This window comes from Cryobacterium sp. TMT1-62, from assembly GCF_004403145.1.
In the GTDB taxonomy this organism is placed as follows: Bacteria; Actinomycetota; Actinomycetes; order Actinomycetales; family Microbacteriaceae; genus Cryobacterium; species Cryobacterium sandaracinum.
On the sequence record NZ_SOGZ01000004.1, the window covers coordinates 1 to 25,452 of the forward strand.

Sequence of the window (25,452 nt, forward strand, 5' to 3'; positions counted from 1 at the left end):
TCCAGCCGGGCCGTGCCGGGCATCCGCACCAATGCCGCACTAACCCGCGGCGGCCGTCTACTGCGGGCAACAGATGTCCTGAGTTAGCCACACACACACGGGCCCTGGCCAAGCCGCCCCGCGGCGCACGCTCTACCTGCGCCCACCTCCATACCGTGCGTCCACCTCCACACCTTGCGCCACGAACCACACCACCCCGTGGGAGGGCACACCTGCACCAACGACAGTTGGCCACCCCTCGAGGTGACTTCCATGTGGTGAGCGAGAGTGAATGTCTTCATTCCGGTCGAAAGTGCCCGGTAGAGCCACCACTCTCGACCGGAGAGGGACACTCGCCGCGACCCGGTATGACACCGCCGGACTCGATTCAGAATCAACCAAAATGGCCTCCCAGACGGGTGGTCATTTGGCGTTGAGTTACTGTTGATAGGTCTGTCGAAATGGCAGGTCAAATTACACAGGAGACATAGTGAGCCCTTCAGGAACGCACGATAACGAATCACGCGACGGCGGACGAGACGATCGTCGTTCCAACGGGGGTTACCAGGGCCGGTCCGACCGTCCGCAGCGTGACGGTGAGCGTCCCCCTTACCGCGGTAATTCCGAGCGTCCGAAGCAGGGAGGCGAGCGTCCTTCCTACCGCGGGAACTCCGATCGTCCCTCCACGGGCGGTTACCGTGCAAATTCCGAGCGTCCGGCCAACGGTGGCGAGCGTCCTTCGTACCGTGGCGATACCGAGCGTCCGCAGCGTGATGGTCAGCGTCCTCCTTATCGCGGCAACTCCGACCGCCCGGCCACGGGTGGTTACCGTGGCAATACTGACCGTCCCCAGCGTGATGGTGAACGTCCCCCTTATCGTGGCAACTCCGAGCGTCCGCAGCAGGGTGGCGAGCGTCCCCCTTATCGTGGCAACTCCGAGCGTCCGCAGCAGGGTGGCGAGCGTCCTCCTTACCGTGGCAATTCGGACCGTCCATCTACCGGTGGCTATCGGGGCAACTCTGAACGTCCGCAGGGTGGCGAGCGTCCTCCTTACCGTGGCAACTCCGAGCGTCCGCAGCAGGGTGAGCGTCCTTCCTCCCGCGGCAATTCCGACCGTCCGCAGCAGGGTGAGCGTCCCCCTTACCGTGGCAATTCGGACCGTCCCTCTACCGGTGGCTACCGGGGCAATCCCGATCGACCGCAGGGCGGCGAGCGTCCCCCGTACCGTGGCAATCCCGATCGCCCGCAGGGCGGCGAGCGTCCCCCGTACCGGGGCAACTCCGATCGCTCCTCCGGCGGCGGGGAGCGCAAGCCCTGGGCCAAGGACGGCGCCCGTCCCGAGCGCAGCGATCGCCCGCAGCAGGGTGGCGAGAAGCCCTGGACCCAGCGCGGCGGTTCGCCGAACCGTGCTGGAGCTCCGCGCGGAGACGCCGGTAAGAAGCTGTGGACCCGTGACGGTGCCCCGGCCCGCGGTGACCGCGATGCCCGTGTCGTCGAAGAGGAGATGACCGAAGAGCAGCGCATGCAGCGCGAGCTTCGTTCGGTGCGCCCGCGCCACGACGACCCCGAGCTGCCCGACGACATCACGTCGCAGGACCTCGACCGGATCGCCCGCAACGAGCTCAAGACCCTCAGCAAGGACAACGCCGAGGCCGTCGGCCGCCACTTGGCCATGGCCGCCCGCGTCATCGACGAAGACCCCGAGCTGGCTCACCGCCACGTCCTGTCGGCTGCCCGTCGTGCCGGCCGGATCGCCGTGGTGCGCGAGAGCCTCGCGATCACCGCCTACGCCACGGGCGACTTCGCCCTGGCGCTGCGGGAACTGCGCACCTATCGCCGCATCTCCGGTTCCAACGATCAGCTTGCGCTGATGGTGGACAGTGAGCGCGGCGTGGGCCGCCCGGACCGGGCGCTCGAGCTGGGACGCTCCGTCGAGCGCGCCTCGCTGCCGGCATCCGTTCAGGTTGCCCTGGCGATCGCCATGTCAGGGGCGCGTCTGGACCTCGGCGAGACCGAGGCTGCGCTCAGCGAGCTAGAGATCCCGCAGCTGGACCCGAAGACCGCGTTCTCCTACAGCGCCGAGCTGTTCGCCGCCTACGCCGAGGTTCTCGGCGAGCTGGGCCGCGACGACGAGGCCGAACTGTGGAACGAGCGGGCCGAACGGGCCGACGCTGCCGTGTCCGGCGTGACCGATTTCGACGAGACCATGGAGATCCTCGAGATCGACGAGGAGGAGATCGACGAGAAGGAGTCCGACGACACCGACACCGACACCGACACCGACACCGATACCGACGACGACGACGCGACTGACGTCTCCGACGAAGAGTCCGCGAATGACGCCGACGACTCCACCGACGAGGCGGAGCACGATGCTCAGGCGTCGCCGCGTGCTTGAGGCGGTCACCCCGCTGACCGGCGTCGACGTGGTTCTGGCCGACCTGGACGGCGTGGTCTACGCCGGTCCAGCGGCCATCCCGTTCGCGGTCGAGAGCCTGAACCGTGCGGCGGAAACTGTGCGGGTCGGCTACCTCACCAACAACGCGTCCCGCACCGACCAGTCCGTGGCGGACCACCTCTCCGAACTGGGCCTGCACACGGTGGCGACGGATGTCGTAACCTCACCGCAGGCCGCCGTGCGTCTGCTCGCGGATGAGGTGCCGGCCGGCTCGCGCATCCTCGTGATCGGCGGCGAAGGTCTTCTGACCGAGGTTGAAAAGGGTGGCTTCGTCGTCACCCGCTCGGCGGATGACGCTCCGGCCGCCGTGATCCAGGGCTTCTCGCCCGACCTCGGCTGGAAGGACCTGGCCGAGGCCGCGTTCGCCCTGCACCCGAACGAGGATGGCGTGGAGATCCCGTGGATCGCCACGAACACCGACTGGACCATCCCGGTGGCCCGGGGGATCGCGCCCGGCAACGGCACCCTCGTCTCCGCCGTGCACAGCGCCGTCGGTCGCCTGCCGATCGTGGCCGGCAAGCCCGAGGTGGCCATCTTCACCGAGGCCGTCACCCGCTTCGAGGCGCAGACGCCCCTGTTCATCGGCGACCGCCTCGACACCGACATCCTCGGCGCGAACCGGGCCGGCATTCCGGCCGCGCTGGTGCTCACCGGCATCGACAAGGCCAAGCAGACCCTGGCCGCCGACGCCAAGTCGCGGCCGACGTATATCCTCGACGACCTGCGCCAGCTGCACGAGCCTTACCCGCAGACGGTGTTCTCCAAGGACGGCTCCTCCGCCACGGTGAACGGGGCGACGGTGCGCATTGTCGGCGCCGACGTCACGATCGTGGCCGAGGGTGACGGGGCGATCAACCTGCTCCGCGCCGCCTGCGCCGTGATCTGGGCATCCGGTCGGCCCATCTACGGGCTCACTGTTCCGGAGCGACTGTATCTCGGACGGTAACGTGGAGAGGGTGAATCAGCCCCACGTGACGACGGACGACGTAACCCAGGATCTTCCCGCGCGGCTCGCCGCGATCGAAGACCGGCCCCTCGAGGAGCGCGCCGCCGCGTACGTTCAGGAGCACGACGGGCTGCGGGGCCACCTCGAAGGTGGAGACGTTCCCCGGGCGAGCCACCCATGACCGACGTCGACGGAACCCCGATGGGCGCCCCCGATGACGTCGCCCCCGACACCAGTGCCAGCGACCCCAGCGACCCCGGCGTTGCCGGCGAGCGGATGCCCCACCAGCGCCTCGACTCGGCCGTCGCCGAGCGCGGTCTGGCCCGGTCCCGCACCGTCGCCGCGCAGCTGATCGTGGGCGGACTGGTCACGGTCGACGGCACGCCCGTCGTCAAGGCATCCGCCAAGGTGCGGGACACCCAGCTGATCGAGGTGGCGGCCACCGACCACTACGTCAGCCGCGGCGCCCACAAGCTCATCGCCGCCCTCGACGCCTTCGCGGTTCCGGCCCTGGGCCGCACGGTGCTCGACGCCGGAGTGTCCACGGGCGGCTTCAGCCAGGTGCTGCTCGAACGCGGCGCCGGCCAGGTCATCGGGGTGGATGTGGGGCACGGGCAACTGGCCCCCCAGCTGGCGACCGAGCCGCGACTCGTGCTGGTCGAGGGGTTCAACCTGCGCTACGCCACGGCCGAGAAGATCGCGGCCGCCTCCGGGGTGCCGCAGCGGGTGGACCTGGTCGTGGGAGACCTGTCCTTCATCTCCCTGACCACCGTGCTTCCGGCCCTGGTGGCGTCCGCCGCCGACGGTGCCGACTTCGTGCTGCTGATCAAGCCGCAATTCGAGGTCGGCAAGGGCAGCATCCGCGAGGGCGTCGTGCACGATCCGGGCCTCCGTGCCGACGCGATTGCCGGTGTGCTCTGGGCGGCGTGGGATCTCGGCCTCAAGACGAACGGTTTGATCGCCTCGCCCATCGCCGGCGGCGCCGGAAATCGCGAGTACCTGTGCTGGCTGTCGAGCGCGGTCGGCAGCAATCCGACAGAATGGATCGAACGCACAACGGCGCTGGTGGGAGTGACTAAATGAGTGCAGCACCACGCAACATCCTCGTCGTCGCGCACACCGGCCGCACGGATTCCCTCGAGGCCGCCGTCACCGTCTGCCAGCAGCTGCTGGCCGCCGGAGCCGTGCCGGTGCTGGCCCGCAACGAGCGCGCCGACCTGCTCGCGCACTGCCCGGACCTCGACGACCAGATCGCGATCCTGCACGAGTGCGTCGCGACCACCGAACTCGAACTCGTGATCGTGCTCGGCGGCGACGGCACCATCCTGCGTGCCGCCGAAGTCGTGCGCGGCTGTTCGGCCCCATTGCTCGGCATCAACCTCGGCCACGTAGGTTTCCTCGCCGAGAGCGAGCGCGACGACCTCGGTGAGGCCGTGCGCCGGGCTCTGCTGCGCGACTACCTGGTCGAGGAACGCATGGCCCTCGCCGTTCGGGTCAAGCTCGGCGATGAGGTGATCTACGAGACCTGGGCGTTGAACGAGGCCACAGTCGAGAAATCCAGCCGTGAACGGATGCTCGAGGTCGTCATCGAGGTCGACGGCCGCCCGCTCTCCTCCTTCGGTTGCGACGGCGTGGTCATGTCCACGCCCACGGGCTCCACCGCCTACGCCTTCTCGGGCGGCGGCCCGATCGTCTGGCCGACGCTCGACGCGCTGCTGCTGGTGCCGCTCAGCGCTCACGCCCTCTTCGCCCGCCCGCTCGTCGTGGGCCCGGACTCGTCGCTCGCCGTGGAGGTGCTCGCTCGCACCGGCGGGGCCGCGGTGCTCTGCGCCGACGGTCGCCGCGTGCACGACCTGCCGCCGGGCTCCCGTGTGATCGTGCGCCGTTCACCGATTCCCGTTCGGCTGGCCCGCCTGCACAGCGGCCCGTTCACCGACCGACTGGTCAACAAATTCAACCTGCCCGTCACGGGCTGGAGAGGCCCGGTCGGCCGTGAATAGGCGTTCCGCATGATCGAGGAGCTCGTCATCCGTGACCTCGGTGTCATTGCCGAGGCCACCCTGCCGCTCGGCCCCGGCTTCACCGCCGTGACGGGCGAGACCGGCGCCGGCAAAACCATGGTCGTCACCGCCCTCGGCCTGCTGCTCGGTCAGCGTGCCGATCCCGGTCTCGTGCGCCAGGGCCAGTCGCAGAGCTGGGTGGAGGGCCGCTGGCTGATCCCCGCCGACGGCACCGTCGCGACCCGCGTGCGGGACGCCGGGGGAGACCTCGACGGCCCCGAACTCATCCTCAGCCGCTCGGTGTCCGCGGAAGGACGCAGCCGGGCCGTGGTCGGCGGGCGTAGCGCCCCGGCCGGCGTGCTCAGCGACCTCGGCGGCGACCTCGTGGTCGTGCACGGCCAGTCCGACCAGGTGCGTCTGCGTTCGGCCGTCGCCCAGGCTGCAGCCCTGGACCGCTTCGCCGGGCCGACGCTCGCCGAAACCCTCGACCTGTTCCAGAGGGCCTACTACCGCTGGCAGGGCCTTCAGAGTGAGCTCGACCGACTCGTCGACGAGCAGGACCAGCGCGCCCGCGAGGCCGACACGCTGCGCGCCGCCATCGACGAGATCGAACTCGTCGCCCCCCAGCGCGGCGAAGACGAGTCGCTCAGCGAACGCGCCGAACGCCTCGGCAACCTCGAGGAGCTGCGCATCGCGGCCGCCCAGGCCCGGGAGTTGCTCTCGGCGGAGGAGAACCCCGACGAGATGCCCGACGCTGTCGCCCTGCTCGAGTCCGCCCGGCGCCAGCTCGAACGGGCCGGGGAGCACGACCCGGCCCTGCCGCCCCTTGCCGAGGCACTCGCGAACGCCGGCTTCCTGGTTGCCGACATCGCCGCGCAGCTCTCCAGCTACCTGGCCGGCCTCGACGCCGATGGCGCCCGCGAACTCGAGGTCGTGCAGGAGCGCCGCTCGGAGCTCACCGGCCTGGCCCGCAAGTACGCGGGCGGCCTTGACGAGGCCATCGACTTTCTCGACACCGGCAGTGCCCGTCTGCTCGAACTCGACAGCGACTCCGACCGCATAGACACGCTCCGCACCGAAACGGATGCCGCACGCCAGTCGACTGACGGCCTCGCCGACCAGCTCACCGGCATCCGTCGCGCTGCCGCAGAGGCCCTGGGTGCGGCCGTCACAGCCGAACTGGCCGCCCTGGCCATGCCGAACGCGTCGCTGCTGGTCGAGGTCGACGGCCGGGCCGAGATCACCGCCACCGGACGCGACCTCGTGAAGATTCTCCTGCGCCCGCACGCGGGGGCGGAGCCACGGTCGCTGGCGCGCGGGGCCTCCGGTGGCGAACTGTCCCGGGTGATGCTTGCGATCGAGGTCGTCATCAACCAGGCCGACCCGGTGCCGACCTTCGTCTTCGACGAGGTCGACGCCGGCGTGGGCGGCGCCGCGGCGATCGAGATCGGCCGCCGGCTGGCCCGGCTCGCCGAAACCGCCCAGGTTATCGTGGTCACCCACCTTGCCCAGGTGGCCGCGTTCGCCGGCAACCACCTCAGCGTCGTCAAGGACAGCGACGGCTCCGTCACCGCCAGCAGCGTGCGCCAGCTGAACGGCGACGAGCGTGCCGCCGAAATGGCCCGCCTGCTCTCCGGCCTGCCCGATTCCGCGAGCGGACTCGAACATGCCCGGGAGCTCATGAACCTCGCCCGCGCCAACCGATAGGTCAGCCCTCAATGCTAGAGTCGAAGCCCGTGGTGGAAAATAAAAGCACGGACGCATTAGTACGCAACGACACGACACGACACATTTTTGTGACCGGTGGTGTCGTTTCTTCTTTGGGCAAGGGCCTGACGGCGGCAAGCCTCGGCAATCTCCTCACGGCCAGCGGTCTCCGCGTGGTCATGCAGAAGCTCGACCCCTATCTCAACGTGGACCCCGGCACGATGAACCCGTTCCAGCACGGCGAGGTCTTCGTGACCGACGACGGTGCTGAGACCGACCTGGACATCGGACACTACGAACGGTTCCTCGACATCAACCTCAACCAGGCCGCGAACGTCACGACCGGTCAGGTCTACTCGCAGGTGATCGCCAAGGAACGCCGCGGCGAGTACCTCGGCGACACCGTGCAGGTCATCCCGCACATCACCGACGAGATCAAGCGCCGCATGCGCCTGCAGGCCAGCGACGAGCTGCGCCCCGACGTGATCATCTCCGAGATCGGCGGCACGGTCGGCGACATCGAGTCCCAGCCGTTCCTCGAGGCGGCACGCCAGGTGCGCCACGAACTCGGCCGCAACAACGTCTTCTTCGTGCACGTCTCGCTGGTGCCGTTCCTCGGCGCCGCGGGGGAGCAGAAGACCAAGCCCACCCAGCACTCCGTCGCCGCCCTGCGTTCCATCGGCATCCAGCCGGATGCGCTCGTGCTGCGCAGCGACCGGCCCGTCTCCGACTCGAACAAGCGCAAGATCGCGCTGATGTGCGACGTCGACGAAGACGCCGTGGTCAACGCGGTCGACGTGCCGAGCATTTACGAGATCCCCACCATGCTGCACGAGCAGGGCCTGGACAAGTACATCACCGACCGCCTCGGCCTGCCCGTCACCAGCGTGGACTGGACCGGTTGGCAGAAGGTGCTCGACGCCGTGCGCGAGCCCCAGCACACCGTCACCATCGGGCTGGTCGGCAAGTACATCGACCTGCCCGACGCCTACCTGTCGGTCACCGAAGCGCTGCGCGCCGGCGGATTCGCCAACCAGACCAGGGTCCAAGTCACCTGGATCGCCTCCGACGACTGCGAGACCGAGGAGGGCGCGAACCGCCTGCTCGGTGAGCTCGACGGCATCTGCGTTCCCGGCGGCTTCGGCGTGCGCGGCATCGAGGGCAAGCTCGGCGCCCTCAAGTTCGCCCGCGAGAACGGCATCCCCGTGCTCGGCCTCTGCCTTGGCCTGCAGTGCATGGTCATCGAATACGCCCGCAACAAGGCCGGCCTCACCGGCGCATCCTCCTCGGAGTTCGACGAGGACACCGAGTTCCCGGTGGTCGCGACCATGGAAGAGCAGGTCGAGATCATCGCGGGCGGCGACCTGGGTGGCACCATGCGCCTGGGTCTCTACCCGGCCGTTCTGGCCGAGGGATCCATCGTGGCCGAGCTCTACGGTGCCTCCGAGGCGTCCGAACGTCACCGCCACCGCTACGAGGTCAACAACGCGTTCCGCTCTCAGATCGCGGATGCCGGACTGTGGTTCTCGGGCACCTCACCCGACCGCCACCTGGTCGAGTACGTCGAGCTGAAGCGCGAGGAGCACCCGTTCTACGTGGGCACGCAGGCGCACCCGGAGCTGCGCAGCCGGCCCAGCCACGCGCATCCGTTGTTCCGCGGCCTGATCAGCGCGGCCCTGGACCGCCAGCAGGCCAGCCGCCTGTTCGAGGTCGAAGCCAAGGAAGAAGCCTGAGCCGTGACCCACCCGTCTGTGCCCGCCGCCAACGTGACCGCTCCTGTGACCGCCGAGAAGTCCGGCGAATCGGCCTCCGCCCCGCTGGCGGATGAGCCGGCCTTCGCGGCGGTCTCGGACAGCGCGATCGTTTTCGACGGCAAGGTGTGGGGTGTCCGCCGCGACACCTTCGGCTATAACGGCTCCCGCATCAATCGCGAGTACCTGGACCACCCGGGCGCCGTGGCGATCCTCGCCCTCGACGAGCACAACCAGGTGCTGCTGATCAAGCAGTACCGGCACCCCGTGCGCACGCGCGACTGGGAGCTGCCGGCCGGGTTGCTCGACGAAGACGGCGAGCATCCACTCGTCGGAGCGCAGCGCGAGCTGGCCGAGGAGACCGACCTCGTCGCCACCGAGTGGAATGTGCTCGGTGAGTTCGCCACCTCGCCCGGCGGCAGCAATGAGGTCATCCGCATCTACCTGGCGCGCGGCCTCGCCGCGGCTCCGGAGATCTTCGAGCGCACCGAGGAGGAAGCCGACATCGAGGTGCGCTGGGTGCCGCTTGATGACTGCGTCGATGCCGTGCTGGCCCGCCGGGTGCAGAACCCGTCGCTGGTGATCGGGGTGCTCGCCGCCCAGGCAGCCCGCGCGCGCGGCTGGAGCACCCTCGGGGCGGCGGATGAGCCGTGGCCGCGGCATCCGGTCAATTGGGACCACACGGTGTGACCGGTTGGCCTCGTCTGGTGGTGTGAGCGGTGCGGCTGGTGTTCCTGCTGGCCGGGGCGTCGCGGGTTTGGGCGGTCCGCCTGCACCGGGAGTTGCCGGTGGGGTCGTCGCGGCGGCCGTGGACTCGTATCTGCGGCACGTCGCGATCGAGCGCGGCCTGAGCACCAATACGGTGTCCGCCTACCGGCGTGACCTGGCCATCTACAGCCGGTGGCTTGCCGCGGTCGGGTTGACCGGACTTGCCGACGTCACCCGGCAGCACGTCTCCGACTACGTGCGGTTCTTGGGATCCCGCGAGGAGTCGCCGCTGACCGCGGCGTCGATCGCGCGCATCCTCTCGACCGTGCGCGGGTTTCACCGATTTCTGCTCGAGGAGGGCGTGGTCGACACCGATGTCGCCCACGAGTCCAAGCCGCCCAAGCTCGGCACCCGGCTGCCCAAGGCAATTTCGATCGAGCAGGTCACGCTGTTGCTCGCGGCGACGGACGGCGACGAGGTGCACAACCTGCGCGACAAGGCGCTGCTCGAGCTGCTCTACGCCACGGGCGCCCGCGTCTCGGAGGTGGTCAACCTCAATGTGGACGATGTGCTCGACCCCGAGGTGGTGCGCCTCACCGGCAAGGGCGACAAACAGCGCATCGTGCCGGTCGGCAGTTACGCGCGCGCGGCCATCGACACGTTTCTGGTGCGGGGGAGACCGCTGCTCTCCGCCCGTGGACCGGCGACGCCGGCCCTGTTCCTGGGCCTTCGCGGCAAGAGGCTCAGCCGGCAGAACGCGTGGTTGATCATCCGGGCTGCGGCCGAACGCGCCGGCCTCGAGGGGCATGTTTCGCCGCACACGCTGCGGCACTCCTTCGCGACGCACCTGCTCGAGGGCGGGGCCGATGTGCGCGTGGTGCAGGAGTTGCTCGGCCACTCCTCGGTGGCCACCACCCAGATCTACACGCTCGTCACCGCGGATACCCTGCGCGACATGTACACGACGGCGCATCCGCGGGCGCGGGTGTCCCGTTCCGTCCCCCCGTTGGTTGAGTCACCCACGGTGGTGGTTGAGCCCCCGCCGGTCCTGGACGAGCTCAACCCCGCCTGACTGTTCCCGTTTCGGACAACTGTTGCCCGTGTACCGGCAACAACTGTCCGGAACGGCAACAGTGGCGGCCGGGGCCGCCGCGCGCCGCTGACGTTTGAGCTTTCCGGGACATTCCGTTCGAGCGGCCACCGAAGGCTGCGTCTCGCGTGTTTTCCGAAGTTACGTGACGACGGATGCCGAGAGCCGCCCACGCTCGCGGCTGCGGCGGCCCCGCCGGTGGTTGAGCCTCCCGAAACCCGGTGACCTGGCCCTCGAACCCGCCCGTCGGCATCCGTCACCGTCGCTAGCTTCGGAGTTTTTCGGAACCCGCCGGCCGAGCGGCCACCGAATGCGGCGTGTCGCGATTATCCCCGAGGTTACGTGACGCCGGCTGTCGAGAGCCGCCCCCGCTCTGGGCTGCGGCGGCCCCGCCGGTCCGGGATGCGTAGCCAAACCCCGCCTAACTGTTGCCGTTCCGGACAACTGTTGCCCGCGTACCGGCAACAATTGTCCGGAACGGCAACAGTTGCGGCCGGGTCCGCCGCGCGGGGCATCCGTCACCCGCGTCGTCACCCGCGTCGTCACCCGCGTCGTCACCCGCGTCGTCACCCGCGTCGTCACCCGTCGGAGTCTCGGCGCCGTCCCTGGCATAACTCCTGCAATTTGGCTGCCGGGAGCCGGTTCCACCGTGTTTTCGGGCCTATTCCGCAGGATTTGCAGGAGTTATGCACGAGGGGTTACACACCAGGCCGGCGGCTGACCAGCGGAAGCCAGTGCAGATCCCGCAGACGGGCGCACGTCGGTGCGGCCGACCTCAGAGCAGGCGCAGCCCCACCACAGTGATGATCGGCTCGCGCTGCCCGCCGGAGTGCACGATGTGGCCACCGCCCTCGTCGACGGTGAGCTGGCTCGCGTGGCAGCGCAGGGCAGCAGTGACCGTCGCGAGGTGCGCCGACAGGTCGAACCACTCGGCCGCACCCGCACCCGCACCCGCACCCGCACCCGCACCCGCACCCGCACCCGCACCCGCACCCGCACCCGCACCCGCACCCGCACCCGCACCCGATGTGGCTCCATCCACCCCCACCTGCACCACCTCGGCAAACGCGACCTCCGCCGCCCGGCTGCCGGCCAGCGCCGCTTCATGCATGCGCACGTGATCCGGATGCCCGTACCCGCCACCGTTGTCGTAGCTGATCACGAGGGCAGGCCGAAGCTGCCCGATCAGCGCGGCCACATCCGCGGTCACTTCGGCCAGGGGCGCCCGCACCAGGGCGTCGCCGTCGATGTCGTCGGCCGGCCCGGCCAGCCCCGGACGAATCCAGGTCATGCCCGAGTCCCGGTACGCGCGCGGCGCGAGGCCCGCGGCGCGCGCGGGCGGCGTGCCCAGCCAGAACCGATCCGCGAAACCGATGCCGAGGGCCGCCGCGGCGCAGGCGAGCTCCCGCTCGCGTTCCCGGGTGAGCGCATCCGTGCCCTCGAGCACCGACAGCGGCCCGCGCACGACCTCGCCTTGCTCGCCGCGCGTGGCGGTCAGCAACGACACCCGGATGCCCCGGGCCGCCACTTCCGCAATCAGCGCACCCGTCGCAATGGTTTCGTCATCGGGATGAGCGTGCACGAACAGAACAGTGGGAACACCGTCCAGCAGACTCACGCGCTGAGCAGCGAGGGGCGGCGGTCGCCGGCACCGGGGCGCACCAGCGACCGGTACACGGTCACGAGGCCTTCTGCCGACCGCGGCCAGTCCAGGTGCTCGGCCCGCTCGCGCGCGGCGAGCGACAGACGCCGGGCGAACGCGGGGTTCGAGAGAATCTGCGTGAGCGCGCCGGCCCAGACCTTCGGATCGCGCGAGTCCAGCACCACGCCGGTGTCGCCGTCGAGCACCGCCTCGCGCAGTCCGCCGGCCGCCGCGGCGACGACGGGAACACCGCTCGCGGCCGCTTCCAGCGCCACGAGCCCATACGTTTCAGAGTGCGAGGGTACGAGCACGACCCGGGCGCCGCTCAGCAGCAGGGCCAGGTCCACGCGGGACTGCGGACCCACGAAACGCACGTTGCGTTCGATTCCGTGCCGGGCCGCGAGGGACCGAAGCTCGTCGATATAGCCGTCGTAGTCGGCTGACGCGTCGCCGGCGATCACGAGTTCGGGCCGGATCGGCTCCGGCACGGCCGCGATCGCCTCGATCGCGAGGTCGAGGCCCTTCAGCGGCTGCAGGCGCCCCGCGACGATCGCGTACCCGCGGATGTCGATCGGTCCAGAAAGTTCGGCAGCCCCAACCGCGGCGGCACCGACACTCCGGATGTCCGTGGGCCGGAACAGAATCCCGTCCACCCCCGGCAGCACGATCGAGATGCGTTCGGGCGCACCGCCGAGCCGCTGCACGATGGTGTCGGCCTCGGACTCGCTGATTGCGACCAGGGCATCCGACTCCTGCGCCAGCCAGGCCTCGCCGGCCATACGCCCGGGGGACTCGGGGCGTTCGCCGGCCGACAACGGCGTCGACGCGTCGGCCGCGATGCTGTGGAAGCTCTGCACGTGCGGGATGCCCCGGCGGCGCGCGAGCGGGAGCGCCGCCATACCCGAAAACCAATGGTGCGAGTGGATGACGTCGTAGGGTCCCAGCGCATCCATCTGCACGCGGAACGCCTCGATGAACTCCTCGTGGTCGCCCTTCGGCACGGGACGGGCCGGTCCGGCCTCGAGAAAGCGGAGCGTCACTCCGGGGCTCAACTGCATCGTCTCCGACCCGGGGGAGGAGCGACGGGTGAGGATATCGACGTGGTGGCCGGCGGAGGCGAGAGCCTCCGCCTGGTGCCGCACGACCACGTTCATGCCCCCGGCGTCACCCGAGCCCGGCTCAGCTCCCGGGGACGTGTGCAGGCAAACGAGCGCGATTCGGAGGGGCGTAAATGGCTGAGGCACTTGAAAATCTTAACGCAAGAGCCTGTGACTCACCCGGTTCCACAGATCAGAGACCGATGACGGACCGATGACAGGCCGATGACAGGCCGAGACACGCCGGGTTCACGCGGCAGACCTGCGGTTTTCGGCGATCCGTGCGGCAACATGCCCGATCCGATCGCTACAGTGGGGACAGTGACAGGTGTAAGACGGATCGAGGGCATCTCAGTGGCGCGCAAGCAGGATGACCGGACACGACTTTCCGGTTTAGACGAGGTACCGGTCGGTGCGACCGGGCGACCCAAGCGCGACTTCGACGAACCCGCGGTTCTGCCCAGTCATGGCCCAGCGCGCATCATTTCGCTGTGCAACCAGAAGGGCGGCGTCGGCAAGACGACGACCACCATCAACCTGGGTGCCGCCCTCGCCGGCTACGGCCGCCGCGTGCTGGCCATCGACTTCGACCCGCAAGGCGCCCTCTCCGCCGGTCTCGGTGTGCCCACCCACGACGTCACCACCATCTACGACCTGCTGCTGAGCGGCTCGGTCAGCCCGCACGACGCCATCCAGAAGACGTCGGTGCACAACCTCGACATCATCCCGGCCAACATCGACCTGTCCGCCGCGGAGGTGCACCTCGTCAACGAGGTCGCCCGCGAGCAGATCCTGGCCCGCGTGCTGCGCAAGATCTCCGGCGACTACGACGTCATCCTGATCGACTGCCAGCCGTCGCTGGGTATCCTCACCGTCAACGCGCTCACGGCCAGCCACGGCGTGCTCATTCCGCTCGAGTGCGAGTTTTTCGCCCTCCGCGGTGTGGCGCTCCTGATCGAGACCATCGACAAGGTGCGTGACCGGCTCAACCCGGCCATCGAACTCGACGGCATCCTGGCCACCATGTTCGACTCCCGCACCCTGCACTCCCGCGAGGTGCTCGAGAGGGTCGTCGACGCGTTCGGCGACAGTGTGCTCGAGACGGTCATCGGCCGCACGGTCAAGTTCCCCGACGCGAGCGTCGCCGGCGTCCCGATCACCGAATTCGCACCCGAGCACGCGGCCGCCAAGGCCTACAAGCAGGCGGCGCGGGAACTGATCCAGCGTGGCGCCGTCGCCTGACGCGGACGCACCGAAGTCGTTTTCGGTCGCCCTCGGCAACTTCGAGGGTCCGTTCGACCTGCTCCTGTCCCTGATCGGCAAGCACGAACTCGACATCACCGAGATCTCCCTGAGCCGGGTCACCGACGAGTTCATCGCCTACCTGCGCGGCCTCGACCAGGACGAAGAGCTCGACCAGGCCACCGAATTCCTGGTGGTCGCTGCCACCCTGCTCGACCTCAAGGTCGTCGGGCTGCTGCCGCAGGGTGAGCTTGTCGACGCCGAAGACGTGGCTCTGCTCGAGGCCCGCGACCTGCTGTTCGCCCGGCTACTGCAGTACCGGGCCTTCAAGAGCGCGAGCGCCTGGTTCCAGGGCCGGCTCGACGCCGAGTCCACCCGGCACGTGCGGGCGGTGCGGCTGGAGGAGAAATTCCGCCGCCAGACTCCCGACCTGGTCTGGACTCTCTCCCTCGGCGACTTCGCCGCCCTGGCCGCCCTCGCACTCACTCCGCGGGTTCTGCCCGGCGTGGGGCTCGACCACCTGCACGCGCCGCTGGTCAGCATCCGTGAACAGGCGGCCTACGTGGTACGGATGCTGCGCGCCGCCGACACGCTCACGTTCCGCGAGCTGATCGTGAGCGCCGAGGTGAAGGGCGTCGTGATCGCCCGTTTCCTGGCCGTGCTCGAGCTGTACCGCCTCGACGCCATCTCTTTCGACCAGCTCGTGCCGCTCGGCGACCTCAGCCTGCACTGGAGTGCCGAGACCTGGACCGATGACACCCTCGCCAACCTCGGAGCCGACTATGAGCATTGACACGACTATGGGCAGTGACGCGACTATGAGCAGTGACACGACTATGAGCAGTGAAACCGCCCCCGCAGCAGAGAACACAGAAAACACAGAGGGCACGGATGCCCCGCGCCCCCCGCTCGAGCGCACCCTCGAGGCCATCCTGATGGTCGCCGACGAACCGCAGGGGCTACTGCAGCTCGCCGCGGCCGTCGACGCCACGCTGGGCGAGGTGCGCGCATCCGTCGCCCGGCTCGTGGCCGACTTCGACGGCCTCGCCGGCACCGTGCGCCGCGGCTTCGAGCTGCGCGAGGTGGCCGGCGGCTGGCGCATCTACGTGCGGCCCGAGCACGATGTGACCGTGGCCGACTTCGTGGTCACCCAGAACCCGAGCCGGCTTTCGCAGGCGGCCCTGGAGACTCTCGCCGTGATCGCCTACAAGCAACCGATCAGCCGCGGGGCTGTAGCCTCGATTCGTGCCGTTAATGTGGATTCGGTCGTGCGCACACTGCTCGGCCGCGGTCTGATCACCGAAGCGTTCACCGACAGTGAGACCGGTGCGATCAATTACGGCACCACAGACCTTCTGCTAGCCCAGCTCGGAATCAACTCGCTCGACGAGTTGCCATACCTATCGCCGTTGCTCAATGACGGCGCGAACGGATTTGAGGAATTGCCATGACAACCGACAACCAGGGGATTCAGGGGACACCCACCAATCTCGAGGCCGCCGCCGACGGCGTGCGCCTGCAGAAGGTCATGGCCTCCGCGGGCGTCGCGTCCCGACGGGTCTCCGAGGAGATGATCGCCGCCGGCCGCGTGCGCGTGAACGGCAAGGTCGTCACCGAACTGGGCCGCCGGATCCACCCCGACTCCGACCTGATCATGGTCGACAACGTAGCCGTGCAGCTGGACACCAGCCGCCGCTACGTGATGCTGAACAAGCCCGTCGGCGTCGTCTCGTCGATGCAGGACGAGAGTGGACGCCCCGACCTGCGCGAGTTCACCGACCAGTTCGAGGAGCGCCTGTTCAACGTGGGCCGCCTCGACGCGATGACGAGCGGCCTGCTGATCCTGACCAACGACGGCGATCTCGCGCACGTGCTCGCGCATCCGTCGTTCGGGGTCTTGAAGACCTACATCGCCAAGGTCGAGGGCCGCGTGTCGGCGCAGACCATCCAGCTGCTGCAGAGCGGCATCGAACTCGACGACGGGCCCATCTCCGCCGACAAGGCGCGCATCCTGACCAGCCCTCCCGGCGACGGCTTCAGCCTGGTCGAGCTCACCCTGCACTCCGGCCGCAACCGCATCGTGCGCCGCATGATGGAGTCCGTCGGCCACCCCGTCGTCGACCTCGTGCGCCGCCAGTTCGGCCCGCTGCACCTCGGCACACTGCGCGTGGGCGCCGTGCGCGACCTGACCAAGGTCGAACTCGGGCAGCTGCTCACCGTGTCGCGGGCCGAAACCAAGATCTAGGCCCAGGTCAGGAGTTCCAGTGGTTGAATCTCGCCTGATCGGGCCCGTGCGCGTCGTGGGCACCGGCCTGCTCGGCACCAGCATCGGCCTGGGCCTCCGCGCGCGCGGCATCGACGTCATCCTCGCCGACGCGTCGCCGACCAACCTCAGCATCGCCGTCGACTACGGCGCCGGCCGCGCCGCCACTGCCGGCGACCTGCCGCAGCTGATCGTGGTGTGCGTGCCGCCCGACGTGACGGCCGAGATCGTCGCGCGCGAGCTATCCGCCCACCCGCAGGCGATCGTGACGGATGTCGCGAGCGTCAAGCTCGCCCCGCTGCAGGAGCTGCGCGCGCTGGGGGCGGACGTGTCCCGCTACATCGGCGGTCACCCGATGGCCGGCCGCGAACGCGGGGGACCCCTCGCCGGCCGCGCCGACCTCTTCGTCGGCCGCCCCTGGGTGGTGGCCGCGCACGACGCGATCAGCTACCAGCAGGCCACCGCGATCGACGACCTGATCCTCGACCTCGGTGCGATCCTGGTCGAGATGAGCCCCGAGGAGCACGACAGTGCGGTGGCGCTCATCTCCCATGTGCCGCAGGTCGTCTCCACGATCATGGCGCGCCGGTTGACGGATGCCGCCGGCTCGGCCCTGAACCTCGCCGGCCAGGGTCTGCGCGACGTGACCCGCGTCGCGGCCAGCGACCCCGAGCTGTGGGTGCAGATCCTCGGCGCGAACGCCGAACCCGTGCGGGACATCCTGCTTGCCTACCGCAACGACCTCGACCGCTTCATCGACGCCTTGGAAGCCCCCGCCGCACCGGGCGCGCGCCGCAAGGTGGCCGAGGAACTCGCCGGCGGCAACGCCGGGGTGGCCCGCCTGCCCGGCAAGCACGGCCAGGACCGCCGCTTCGTGTCGCTCAGCGTGATGGTCGACGACACCCCCGGGCAGCTTGCCCGACTCCTCAACGAGGTCGGCGAGGTCGGGGTCAACCTCGAAGACCTCCGCCTCGAGCACTCACCGGGCGCCCAACTGGGCCTGGCCGAAATTTCTGTACTCCCTGAGGCCGTTGGTCGCCTCACCGAAGAGCTGGCCGCCCGCGGCTGGCGGATTGCTGGTTAATCATGGGTCGTCACTCAAGCCCCCACATCGTCGCCATCGACGGGCCGGCCGGCAGCGGCAAGTCCAGCGTCAGCCGCGCCGCCGCCAGGCGCATCGGCTTCGACTACCTCGATACGGGCGCCGCGTACCGGGCCTTCGCCTGGTTCGTCAGCGACCGGGGCATCGACCCGGAGCACACCGACGCCGTCGTGGCCGCCCTGGGCGACTTCGACTACTCCATCGGCATCGCCCCCGACGAGCACGTCGTTCGGGTCGGCCGGGCGGATGTCACCGACGCGATCCGCGACCCCGCCGTCTCCGCCATCGTCAGCTCCGTGGCCCGCATCCCGGAGGTGCGCACGCACCTGACGGAGCTGTTTCGCGCCATCGCGGCAAGCTCCAAGCGCACCGGAATCGTGATCGAGGGCCGGGACATCACCACCGTGGTCGCCCCCACCGCCGAGATCCGCATACTGCTCACGGCTTCCGAGGAGGCTAGAATGACTAGGCGCTCTGCGGAAATATCGACCCAATCGACTGAAACCGTGGCGGAGCAGCTGCGATCGAGGGATCGCGCTGACTCACAGGTTGTCGAATTCATGAGCGCCGCAGACGGTGTGACCACCGTCGACTCCACCCATCTCGACTTCGAACAGACCATTGACGCGGTCCTCGACGTCATCAATACCTACCGCGAGGCCATCGCATGACCAACAACAACGACTTCGACGACACGATCCCCGACCCCGACACCGAACTGGTGACGCGCCTGGACGATCTCGACGACGACCTGGTGACGCAGCGCGCCGCCGCCCTCCGCTCCGGATTGAACGAGTACGACCTCGCGGACGAGGACTTCGATGTTCTTGACACGGTGACGGAAGACCCCGACGCCATCCAATACCTGCCGGCCCTGCCGGTCATCGCCATCGTCGGCCGCCCGAACGTGGGCAAGTCCGCGCTCGTGAACCGCATCCTCGGCCGCCGTGAGGCCGTCGTGGAGGACACCCCCGGGGTGACCCGCGACCGCGTCACCTACAAGGGTGAATGGCACGAACGCCGCTTCAGCCTCGTCGACACCGGCGGCTGGGAGCCCGACGCCAAGGGCATCGACGCATCCGTCGCCGCGCAGGCCGAGCTGGCCATCGAACTTTGCGACGTCGTCATGTTCGTCGTCGACGCCAACGTGGGACCGACCTCCACCGACGAGGCCGTCGTGCGCCTGCTGCGCAAGGCCGGCAAGCCCGTCTTCCTCGTCGCCAACAAGGTCGACGACATCCGCCAGGAGCCGGAGGCCGCGAGCCTCTGGGCGCTCGGCCTCGGCCAGCCCTGGCCTGTCTCGGCCCTGCACGGCCGCGGCGTCGCCGACCTGCTCGACGCGATCCTCGAGGAACTCCCCGAGATCTCCGCCGTCGCCAAGCAGGAAGTCGGCGGACCGCGCCGCGTCGCGATCCTCGGCCGACCGAACGTGGGCAAGTCGAGCCTTCTGAACAAGGTCGTCGGCGAGGAGCGCGTTGTCGTCAACGAGCTCGCCGGCACCACGCGCGACCCCGTCGACGAGCAGGTTGAGCTCGGCGGCAGGGTGTGGCGCTTTGTCGACACGGCCGGCATCCGTCGTCGCGTGCACCTCTCGCAGGGCGCCGACTTCTACGCCTCACTGCGCACCAGCGCCGCCCTCGAAAAGGCCGAGGTGGCCGTGGTCCTGATCGACGTGACCGAGGTGATCAGCGAGCAGGACGTGCGCGTGATCGACCTGGTGCTCGAATCCGGTCGCGCCCTCGTGCTGGCCTTCAACAAGTGGGACCAGATCGATGACGACCGTCGTCGCTACCTGGAACGTGAGATCGAGCAGGACCTGGCGCACGTTTCCTGGGCGCCGCGGGTGAACATCTCGGCCAAAACCGGCCGCCACATGGAGAAGCTCGTTCCGGCCCTCGAGACCGCTCTCGAAGCCTGGGACACCCGCATCGCCACCGGCAAGTTCAACGCGTTCCTCGCCGAGCTGGCCGCGTCGCACCCGCACCCCGTGCGCAGCGGCAAGCAGCCCCGCATCCTGTTCGGCACCCAGGCGTCGAGCCGCCCGCCGACCTTCGTCATTTTCACCACCGGGTTCCTCGACCCGGGCTACCGTCGCTACATCCAGCGTCGCCTGCGCGAGGTTTACGGCTTCGAGGGAAGCCCGATCAACATCAGCATGCGCGTGCGCGAGAAGCGCAAGCGCTAGCCGCTCCGCGCGTCACAAGGCCCCGTCCGGGAGATGTCTCATCTCCCGGACGGGGCCTTTTCGGTCGTCTGAGCCACCAGCTCCATCACGACCCGGCCTTTCCGCACCCGCGCCGCGGGCCTGGGCGACAGCCGCGCACAGCCGCGCCGCCGCAACTCCGCGCCGCCGATTCCGACCCGCACCACGAAGCACGTGACCGGCCACACGGATGCGTCGTCAGGCTTCTGCCGGCTGCCCACGGTGACCACCTTCGCCCGTTGCAGCCGCGAATACGCCGGCTTCGGCTCAACCGCGCACCAACCGACCGGCTCTCCGTCGAGAAACGCGATGACGCCCGGCCCGGGCGCGCTGGCCTGCACCTGCTCCCGCAGCATCCCGGCGCATGCTTGCGCTGTGGCCTTCTGGAACTCCCGGTTCGGTAGCTTGAAGTACTGGCACCAGCATCGTGCCTAGTCGCCGCGGGCGGCGAACACCTGGCTCACGTCTTCCCGCAACACGGATGCGGCGGCTTCGACCCTGGTCTCGCTGTCTGTTGGCATTCACTCACGCTCCGCCCGCGCCGTCGCTGTGCCACTGCGTCGGTCGCCCGTGCTCGGTTCAGCACCGCGACTTTCCCTCCGCGGCCGCAGACGGTGCGCGAGTGGTTCCCAGACGCGGTACAATATTCAAGTTGTCTCCCGCTGATTCTGTTCGTTGGAATCGTCGCAAGAGCGGCGGGCTGTGGCGCAGCTTGGTAGCGCACTTGACTGGGGGTCAAGGGGTCGCAGGTTCAAATCCTGTCAGCCCGACCAAAGGGCCGTTTGCGAAACTGTTCACGAAACGGTCCGGTCGGAACCAAAAGAAATCGCTCCTGAGGCTTCTCAGGAGCGATTTCTGGTTTAAGTGGATCTTGCGGCTGTTCGTGGCAGTGAATTCTTCTGCAGCTAAGTAAGTCAGGCAGTTTTGACCGTTTTTACGCGCGCCGGATTGTCTCGAATGCTGGGGGTTTTGCCCTCTCGGGCGGTAGTGGGTCCTAGGTCGGACGATTAGGTCCTGAGCGGTGGTCCGCCGGTCTCGTCGGACGCAATCTGTTTGACCTTGTCCGGGCGCGTTACCCCGGCCGGGTAGGTGTCCGTGTAGGCATTGTGCCACAGGCGGTCTCTGGCCCGGATGGTGGCGATGGCAGGTTCGCCTTGGGCGTTCTGCTTCGCTTCGGCTCTGATCTTGTCGCTCATGAATGCTGCGATCTTGCGCAGGTTGTAGTTCGTCAGCAGCATGGTGACGATGATCTGTGCCGCACCGAATCCGCGGACGCGGCGTCGATTGGCGGATTGGATGTCTTCGGTTCCGCCACTTTTCACTTGGTTGTTGAGCGATTCGATGGAGTTGCGGGCGTGTGTGTGGAATTCGTCCCATTCTTTGGTGCCGTACTCGAACGCCTGGGCGTCGCGTCGGTTCCTGGCTGTGTCGAAGGAGACTGAGTGCTTCTGGCAGATCGAGTCGGGCACGTCGGGGAGGTTCTCGCCGTCGACGGCCGGGCGGACCTTGTCAGCGACGGTTTTCAGCAGCTCGCGCAACGGGCACGTGACGGTCGGGCTCGGGCCCAGGGCGGGGCAGCGCAGGACGGCGCGGCCCTTCGCGTCGGGCCTCTCTTTCTGGTGGAGCTGGAATGCCTTTCTGCTCTTGATTCGTGCGCGGTAGGTCTCGGTATCGATGACCGCGCCCAGAAGTTCCTTCGTTGCATTCTGCAACGGTGCGGGGGTTGCGGGGCAGTATGTTCCACCCTCTATGTAGAGGGCTCCGTGGTCTCCGCCTCGGGCTCCGAGCCGGTCGACTCGGTAGTCCGTCGAAGGGGTGAAGCCCGCATTGATTGCGGGGTTGTGAAGTCGCTCGACGAGCGCATTGGCGAAATACTGCTTATCTGCATCGGCGACTCCGGGTTCCAACCCGGTGGCCTTCGCTGCCTGCATTAGGGAAACGGCTTCCTCGGATACGCCCACGTTGGGCATACTCAGGGTCGCAGCGATGGCCAGTGCAGGGAAGCGTTTCTTCCCTGGATGACTGGCGTCCACGCGGACGGCAATGTTCGCTTCCCATCCCCAGGCATAGTTTGTGGACGGTTTCTTTCCATCAGGGGCGGTGAGGTCCGCCTTACCCCTCAGAGCATCGGTGCGGTCGCCGCTCTTGACGTGCCATCCGGCGAACGCGTCCACGGGGCCTCGCGTGAGGGTGCCAGTACCCTCGACTAGCGCTTCCTCTGCAATTCGCTTGCGCAGGTTCTTGCGCGAGTACCCCTTCTTCGTCGGAGTGCCAATGAAGGTCTGGTCCAGGGAGATGTCTATCTTGTTCGAGGCGCGTTTGATGGGGCGGGACTGTTCGTTGAACGTCATCACCAGGAACAGTTTCGTGAATTCGTCGAGTCGGGCCTTCTTCTTGTCGGCGAGCTGGGCATCGTGCGACAGGAGGATCTGTTGAATCTCCGTATGAGTCTTTGCCCGGCGGCGTTCCTGCGGATAGGGGTCCGTCAGGTCGTTAATTCGCTGGAAGGCACGGGCGGTGTTGGCGTACCAACGATCGTGGACGGAATGATGCCCGATGAAGTCGGTCGAATACGATTCGACCCCGAGGAGTTCTCGGGAGGTATCACTGAGTCGCTTCATCAACAGGTCACGCAGGCAGGTGAGCAGTATCGCCGTGCCTTCCTTGGCGAGTAGCAGCATGCCCGTGAGAATCGCCAGATCGGAAATGAGTGCAGGGCGCCCACCAATGCTCAGTGGTGGTGAGTCTTCGGCTCGCCATTGGTTCAATCGCTCCAGGACTCCCGTCTTGAGGACGCGGCCTGCCATTAAGGCCACGAGCTCGTGATCGATGAGTTCGGGGACACGGCCACGTCCCATGACCTCGGCCTTTGTCATCCCCCCGAGGTCGGGGTCATGCCCCGTGAGGTCATAGTCGATGTCGCCGGCGCTCATCGGGCGACCTCTTCGCCGATAATCAGGCCGACGTAGTCCGCGACCTTGAAGCGGCGCGCGTGCAGGAGGTGGTCGTGGAGGCTGGTGCTCGTGCTGAAACCGGCAATGGCCATGAGTATCGACAGGGGGAGGCCGTTGTCGATTTGGGTGACGACCCAGGTTGAACGAAGCCGCGACACCGTGGCCCGAACCTTGCAGGGATGGTCGGTCAGGAACGTTTGGATGGCGCGGGGCCGGTATTCTTCGAGGCGGTAGGCGCGGAAGATGTATTCGTCGGGATCCGTGCGCCCGGCCAGGCTGCGCAACAGCGTGCGGCTCCACGGGTTCCGAACCGGAACCTGGCGCGCGTGCCTGCCGGGGATGTTCACGAAGACTCGGCCGTCGATAACATCGACGTCGCCAATACGCATGTCGATGATCTCGTCCGTGCGCAGCCCCGCACCGCCGGCGAGTCCGAGGAGCGCCTGCGCGTTTCGTCGTTTCAACGCTGTGGTGAGGCTCGCCGCCCAGGTGTGCATGGACGCGACCTCAGCGCTGGTGAACGGGCGGCGGCTGGGATTGCGATGCAGTGAAGGAAGACGTGTGACGTCGGTGTCGGCCAGGGTTTCGGCAATGGTTCCGAGCTGGCGCACGAGACCCCACCGGTGGGCTTTGGAATGCTTGGGAAGACGTTCCTGCAGATACCGGTAGATGAGGTTCTGCGTGTACACGCGCTCGACGGTGAGCGTGGTACCCGTTGAGGTCCACACCCAGGCGTTGAACCGGGCGGACATCGTCATCAGCCGCCGGACCGTCTCGAAGGTGCGGGGTTGCATCCGGATGGCGTTCACGATCGTGAACTCCCGCACCGCGTCCCACTGCAAGGCCGAGAGTTGCGGCCGGTAGCGGATGATGACGTGCCACACGTGGTCGGGAAGTTCTGGGTCCAGGGCGCGGAGGTGGGCGTAGGCCTGGGAGTCGGTGAGGAATTTGTCGTTGAGTCGGTTTTTTGTAGTCACCCAGAGTGTGTGTGCGGCGGATTTTCGGGGCCAGCAGCGGATTTCTCTGAATCGCACCATTCTCGATCACCGCAGCGCAACCAAAGCCCTGATCAGAGCTTTTTAGTGAGTGATTCGCGAAAAGGTGGGATTACCCTCGTTCTGGGGGTAAATATGGCTAGTTTGTCGAGGGCTGCCAGGTTTTTCAGCCCTGAGATCCGCAGTAGTTCCTGGGGTGGCGTGCCGCCGCGAAGGTGGTCGAGCAGCCAGGTGGCGCGCATGCGACTGGGGCGCACATCCAGGTCGGTGCGGGCTCGAAGTAGGAAGTCCGTGACCTGGCCGGAGGTCGCGCTGAGTCGACCGGGGCGGAAAAGCCAATCGTTGGGTTGGAGGTCCTCGAGGATCCGGCGGAGAGGGCGTTCCCAGTCGGGACGAAGGGGGACGACCCGGGGTCGGCTCTCCCACACGATCACCTGAATGCCACCGGTCCTGATGTCGAGGTCCTGGACGCGAACACCGAGGAGCTCCCGCGAGGCCAGGCCGGCCCCGAGGCCGAGGGCGAGGAGGGCAATCGCGTCTCGGCGCCGATGTTCGGTTCCCTGCGATGTAGCCCAGCTGTTGAGCACCGCGACCTCTGGGGCCGAATAGGGTTTCGTGGGTGCCGACCGGGAGATCGGCCGGTGACTGCGGTTGAGATCGGCGGGGTTCAGGTTTTCGATCATCAGCCAGAGCGTTGCCCGGTGAGTGGCTCTGCTGCCTTTGGTGTATCTCGTCATTGCCAGATGGATGAATTCTTCGACGGTGGCCCGGCGGAAAATGCGTTTCCGTTCAAGTGGCGTGCCGCGGCTCTGCCAACACCACAAGACGAACCCGACGGCAGCGGGGTAGAGCGAGCGCTCCTCGCGACCCGTTGCTGCTGCGGTGTCGGTCACGGCGGAGGTGATGAACTCGCCAATGACGTCCCAGTAGGGCAGCGCGTTGATGGGCCGGTAGTCGTAGGGCGGCTTCTTGTAGTCGGTCATCGCCGGATCAACGTCTTCGGCACGGACTCAATGCGGACAACGGGGGTGGATTCGCGGGTCGTCAACCACACGCCCGGCACATTCAAGTTGATCAGCAACACCATGGGCCGACCGATGTGACACTGGACAACCTCGAGTAAATCGATGTCGTCGCCGTCCTGGCGCAGGCGAAGGGGCGATTGAACCCCGGGACTGGTCACACGTCGAAGTAGCCGTCGGTCGAGGTCGAGCCAGTAGCGAGTGGCGGAGGCCGTCGTTACGACGTAACAGCCGGTTGCGTCATCCGTCAAAGTATCCACGCTGTGCTCCTTCCGGGCCCGACTAGCCCATTT

At 67.9% G+C, this 25,452-nt stretch carries 24 protein-coding genes and 1 tRNA gene; 17 read left to right on the forward strand and 8 right to left on the reverse strand.

The window, feature by feature from the left end:
• Window positions 1-499: 499 nt before the first annotated feature.
• Window positions 500-1,537, reverse strand: a complete 1,038-nt coding sequence (locus tag E3T34_RS00865; RefSeq protein WP_134341852.1) for a hypothetical protein — start codon at window positions 1,535-1,537, stop codon at window positions 500-502.
• Here E3T34_RS00865 and E3T34_RS00870 point away from each other — a divergent pair.
• The 9 genes from E3T34_RS00870 to xerD all read left to right on the forward strand — a co-directional run bounded on the left by E3T34_RS00870 (window position 1,502) and on the right by xerD (window position 10,621).
• Window positions 1,502-2,377, forward strand: coding sequence for a hypothetical protein (locus tag E3T34_RS00870; protein WP_241977304.1), 876 nt, complete (start codon window positions 1,502-1,504; stop codon window positions 2,375-2,377). The genes E3T34_RS00865 and E3T34_RS00870 overlap by 36 nt on opposite strands.
• The gene (locus E3T34_RS00875) at window positions 2,352-3,383 is read left to right on the forward strand and encodes an HAD-IIA family hydrolase (RefSeq protein WP_134341853.1); all 1,032 of its coding nucleotides are present in this window, start codon (window positions 2,352-2,354) and stop codon (window positions 3,381-3,383) included. Before E3T34_RS00870 ends, E3T34_RS00875 begins: the two co-directional genes overlap by 26 nt.
• Before the next feature lie 10 nt (window positions 3,384-3,393).
• On the forward strand, window positions 3,394-3,564 hold the full coding sequence (locus tag E3T34_RS15630; protein WP_158250237.1) for a hypothetical protein: 171 nt from the start codon (window positions 3,394-3,396) through the stop codon (window positions 3,562-3,564).
• 95 nt (window positions 3,565-3,659) lie between these two features.
• Complete coding sequence (locus E3T34_RS00880; protein WP_134341968.1) at window positions 3,660-4,466, forward strand: TlyA family RNA methyltransferase; 807 nt, start codon at window positions 3,660-3,662, stop codon at window positions 4,464-4,466.
• On the forward strand, window positions 4,463-5,383 hold the full coding sequence (locus E3T34_RS00885; protein ID WP_104100385.1) for an NAD kinase: 921 nt from the start codon (window positions 4,463-4,465) through the stop codon (window positions 5,381-5,383). The genes E3T34_RS00880 and E3T34_RS00885 overlap by 4 nt, the downstream gene beginning before the upstream one ends.
• 9 nt (window positions 5,384-5,392) lie before the next feature.
• Complete coding sequence (gene recN, locus E3T34_RS00890; RefSeq protein ID WP_134341854.1) at window positions 5,393-7,090, forward strand: DNA repair protein RecN; 1,698 nt, start codon at window positions 5,393-5,395, stop codon at window positions 7,088-7,090.
• An 11-nt stretch (window positions 7,091-7,101) separates the two neighbouring features.
• Window positions 7,102-8,823: a CTP synthase gene (locus E3T34_RS00895; RefSeq protein WP_134341855.1), complete on the forward strand. Its 1,722-nt coding sequence runs from the start codon at window positions 7,102-7,104 to the stop codon at window positions 8,821-8,823.
• An 84-nt stretch (window positions 8,824-8,907) separates the two neighbouring features.
• On the forward strand, window positions 8,908-9,531 hold the full coding sequence (locus E3T34_RS00900; protein ID WP_174721921.1) for an NUDIX hydrolase: 624 nt from the start codon (window positions 8,908-8,910) through the stop codon (window positions 9,529-9,531).
• A gap of 67 nt (window positions 9,532-9,598) precedes the next feature.
• Complete coding sequence (gene xerD, locus E3T34_RS00905) at window positions 9,599-10,621, forward strand: site-specific tyrosine recombinase XerD (protein ID WP_277874729.1); 1,023 nt, start codon at window positions 9,599-9,601, stop codon at window positions 10,619-10,621.
• Between the two features lie 793 nt (window positions 10,622-11,414).
• Here xerD and E3T34_RS16090 read toward each other — a convergent pair.
• Window positions 11,415-12,257, reverse strand: coding sequence for a PIG-L family deacetylase (locus E3T34_RS16090; RefSeq protein WP_134341858.1), 843 nt, complete (start codon window positions 12,255-12,257; stop codon window positions 11,415-11,417).
• Entirely contained in the window at window positions 12,254-13,525 is a 1,272-nt protein-coding gene (locus tag E3T34_RS00920; protein WP_241977305.1) for a glycosyltransferase, read from the reverse strand. Before E3T34_RS00920 ends, E3T34_RS16090 begins: the two co-directional genes overlap by 4 nt.
• Before the next feature lie 174 nt (window positions 13,526-13,699).
• Here E3T34_RS00920 and E3T34_RS00925 point away from each other — a divergent pair, with 174 nt between their 5' ends.
• The 7 genes from E3T34_RS00925 to der are packed head-to-tail and all read left to right on the forward strand — an operon-like array spanning window position 13,700 to window position 20,170.
• Window positions 13,700-14,620, forward strand: coding sequence for a ParA family protein (locus tag E3T34_RS00925; RefSeq protein WP_369827950.1), 921 nt, complete (start codon window positions 13,700-13,702; stop codon window positions 14,618-14,620).
• On the forward strand, window positions 14,604-15,413 hold the full coding sequence (locus E3T34_RS00930; RefSeq protein WP_134341859.1) for a ScpA family protein: 810 nt from the start codon (window positions 14,604-14,606) through the stop codon (window positions 15,411-15,413). The genes E3T34_RS00925 and E3T34_RS00930 overlap by 17 nt, the downstream gene beginning before the upstream one ends.
• Before the next feature lie 43 nt (window positions 15,414-15,456).
• Window positions 15,457-16,071, forward strand: a complete 615-nt coding sequence (locus tag E3T34_RS00935) for an SMC-Scp complex subunit ScpB (protein ID WP_134341860.1) — start codon at window positions 15,457-15,459, stop codon at window positions 16,069-16,071.
• Entirely contained in the window at window positions 16,068-16,865 is a 798-nt protein-coding gene (locus E3T34_RS00940) for a pseudouridine synthase (protein ID WP_104100394.1), read from the forward strand. The genes E3T34_RS00935 and E3T34_RS00940 overlap by 4 nt, the downstream gene beginning before the upstream one ends.
• A gap of 19 nt (window positions 16,866-16,884) precedes the next feature.
• Window positions 16,885-17,967 carry a prephenate dehydrogenase gene (locus E3T34_RS00945; protein WP_134341861.1) on the forward strand — a complete coding sequence of 361 codons (1,083 nt, stop codon included), beginning with the start codon at window positions 16,885-16,887 and terminating at the stop codon, window positions 17,965-17,967.
• 2 nt (window positions 17,968-17,969) lie between these two features.
• A complete protein-coding gene (cmk, locus tag E3T34_RS00950; RefSeq protein WP_134341862.1) occupies window positions 17,970-18,656 on the forward strand; it encodes a (d)CMP kinase in 687 nt (228 codons plus the stop codon).
• The gene (der, locus tag E3T34_RS00955; RefSeq protein WP_134341863.1) at window positions 18,653-20,170 is read left to right on the forward strand and encodes a ribosome biogenesis GTPase Der; all 1,518 of its coding nucleotides are present in this window, start codon (window positions 18,653-18,655) and stop codon (window positions 20,168-20,170) included. The genes cmk and der overlap by 4 nt, the downstream gene beginning before the upstream one ends.
• Before the next feature lie 38 nt (window positions 20,171-20,208).
• Here der and E3T34_RS00960 read toward each other — a convergent pair whose 3' ends face one another.
• Window positions 20,209-20,544 carry a hypothetical protein gene (locus E3T34_RS00960; RefSeq protein WP_134341864.1) on the reverse strand — a complete coding sequence of 112 codons (336 nt, stop codon included), beginning with the start codon at window positions 20,542-20,544 and terminating at the stop codon, window positions 20,209-20,211.
• A gap of 340 nt (window positions 20,545-20,884) precedes the next feature.
• Between E3T34_RS00960 and E3T34_RS00965 the strand changes: the two genes are divergently transcribed.
• Window positions 20,885-20,961, forward strand: a tRNA-Pro gene (locus E3T34_RS00965).
• A gap of 234 nt (window positions 20,962-21,195) precedes the next feature.
• On the opposite strand, the gene E3T34_RS00970 is transcribed toward E3T34_RS00965, so the two are convergent.
• From E3T34_RS00970 to E3T34_RS00985, 4 genes are all read right to left on the reverse strand, one after another.
• Window positions 21,196-23,121, reverse strand: coding sequence for a hypothetical protein (locus E3T34_RS00970; RefSeq protein ID WP_134341865.1), 1,926 nt, complete (start codon window positions 23,119-23,121; stop codon window positions 21,196-21,198).
• On the reverse strand, window positions 23,118-24,119 hold the full coding sequence (locus E3T34_RS00975; RefSeq protein WP_166785811.1) for a tyrosine-type recombinase/integrase: 1,002 nt from the start codon (window positions 24,117-24,119) through the stop codon (window positions 23,118-23,120). Before E3T34_RS00975 ends, E3T34_RS00970 begins: the two co-directional genes overlap by 4 nt.
• A 92-nt stretch (window positions 24,120-24,211) precedes the next feature.
• Window positions 24,212-25,120, reverse strand: coding sequence for a site-specific integrase (locus E3T34_RS00980; RefSeq protein WP_134341867.1), 909 nt, complete (start codon window positions 25,118-25,120; stop codon window positions 24,212-24,214).
• Window positions 25,117-25,419 carry a hypothetical protein gene (locus E3T34_RS00985; RefSeq protein WP_134341868.1) on the reverse strand — a complete coding sequence of 101 codons (303 nt, stop codon included), beginning with the start codon at window positions 25,417-25,419 and terminating at the stop codon, window positions 25,117-25,119. The genes E3T34_RS00980 and E3T34_RS00985 overlap by 4 nt, the downstream gene beginning before the upstream one ends.
• Window positions 25,420-25,452 lie beyond the last annotated feature (33 nt).

Coding starts and splice junctions, on each gene's coding strand:
- E3T34_RS00870 (WP_241977304.1), top strand. CDS start 1,502: ATGCAGCGCGAGCTTCGTTCGGTGCGCCCGCGCCACGACGACCCCGAG.
- E3T34_RS00875 (WP_134341853.1), top strand. CDS start 2,352: ATGCTCAGGCGTCGCCGCGTGCTTGAGGCGGTCACCCCGCTGACCGGC.
- E3T34_RS00880 (WP_134341968.1), top strand. CDS start 3,660: ATGCCCCACCAGCGCCTCGACTCGGCCGTCGCCGAGCGCGGTCTGGCC.
- E3T34_RS00885 (WP_104100385.1), top strand. CDS start 4,463: ATGAGTGCAGCACCACGCAACATCCTCGTCGTCGCGCACACCGGCCGC.
- recN (WP_134341854.1), top strand. CDS start 5,393: ATGATCGAGGAGCTCGTCATCCGTGACCTCGGTGTCATTGCCGAGGCC.
- E3T34_RS00895 (WP_134341855.1), top strand. CDS start 7,102: ATGCTAGAGTCGAAGCCCGTGGTGGAAAATAAAAGCACGGACGCATTA.
- E3T34_RS00935 (WP_134341860.1), top strand. CDS start 15,457: ATGAGCAGTGAAACCGCCCCCGCAGCAGAGAACACAGAAAACACAGAG.
- E3T34_RS00940 (WP_104100394.1), top strand. CDS start 16,068: ATGACAACCGACAACCAGGGGATTCAGGGGACACCCACCAATCTCGAG.
- cmk (WP_134341862.1), top strand. CDS start 17,970: ATGGGTCGTCACTCAAGCCCCCACATCGTCGCCATCGACGGGCCGGCC.
- der (WP_134341863.1), top strand. CDS start 18,653: ATGACCAACAACAACGACTTCGACGACACGATCCCCGACCCCGACACC.
- E3T34_RS00960 (WP_134341864.1), bottom strand. CDS start 20,544: ATGCTGCGGGAGCAGGTGCAGGCCAGCGCGCCCGGGCCGGGCGTCATC.
- E3T34_RS00970 (WP_134341865.1), bottom strand. CDS start 23,121: ATGAGCGCCGGCGACATCGACTATGACCTCACGGGGCATGACCCCGAC.
- E3T34_RS00980 (WP_134341867.1), bottom strand. CDS start 25,120: ATGACCGACTACAAGAAGCCGCCCTACGACTACCGGCCCATCAACGCG.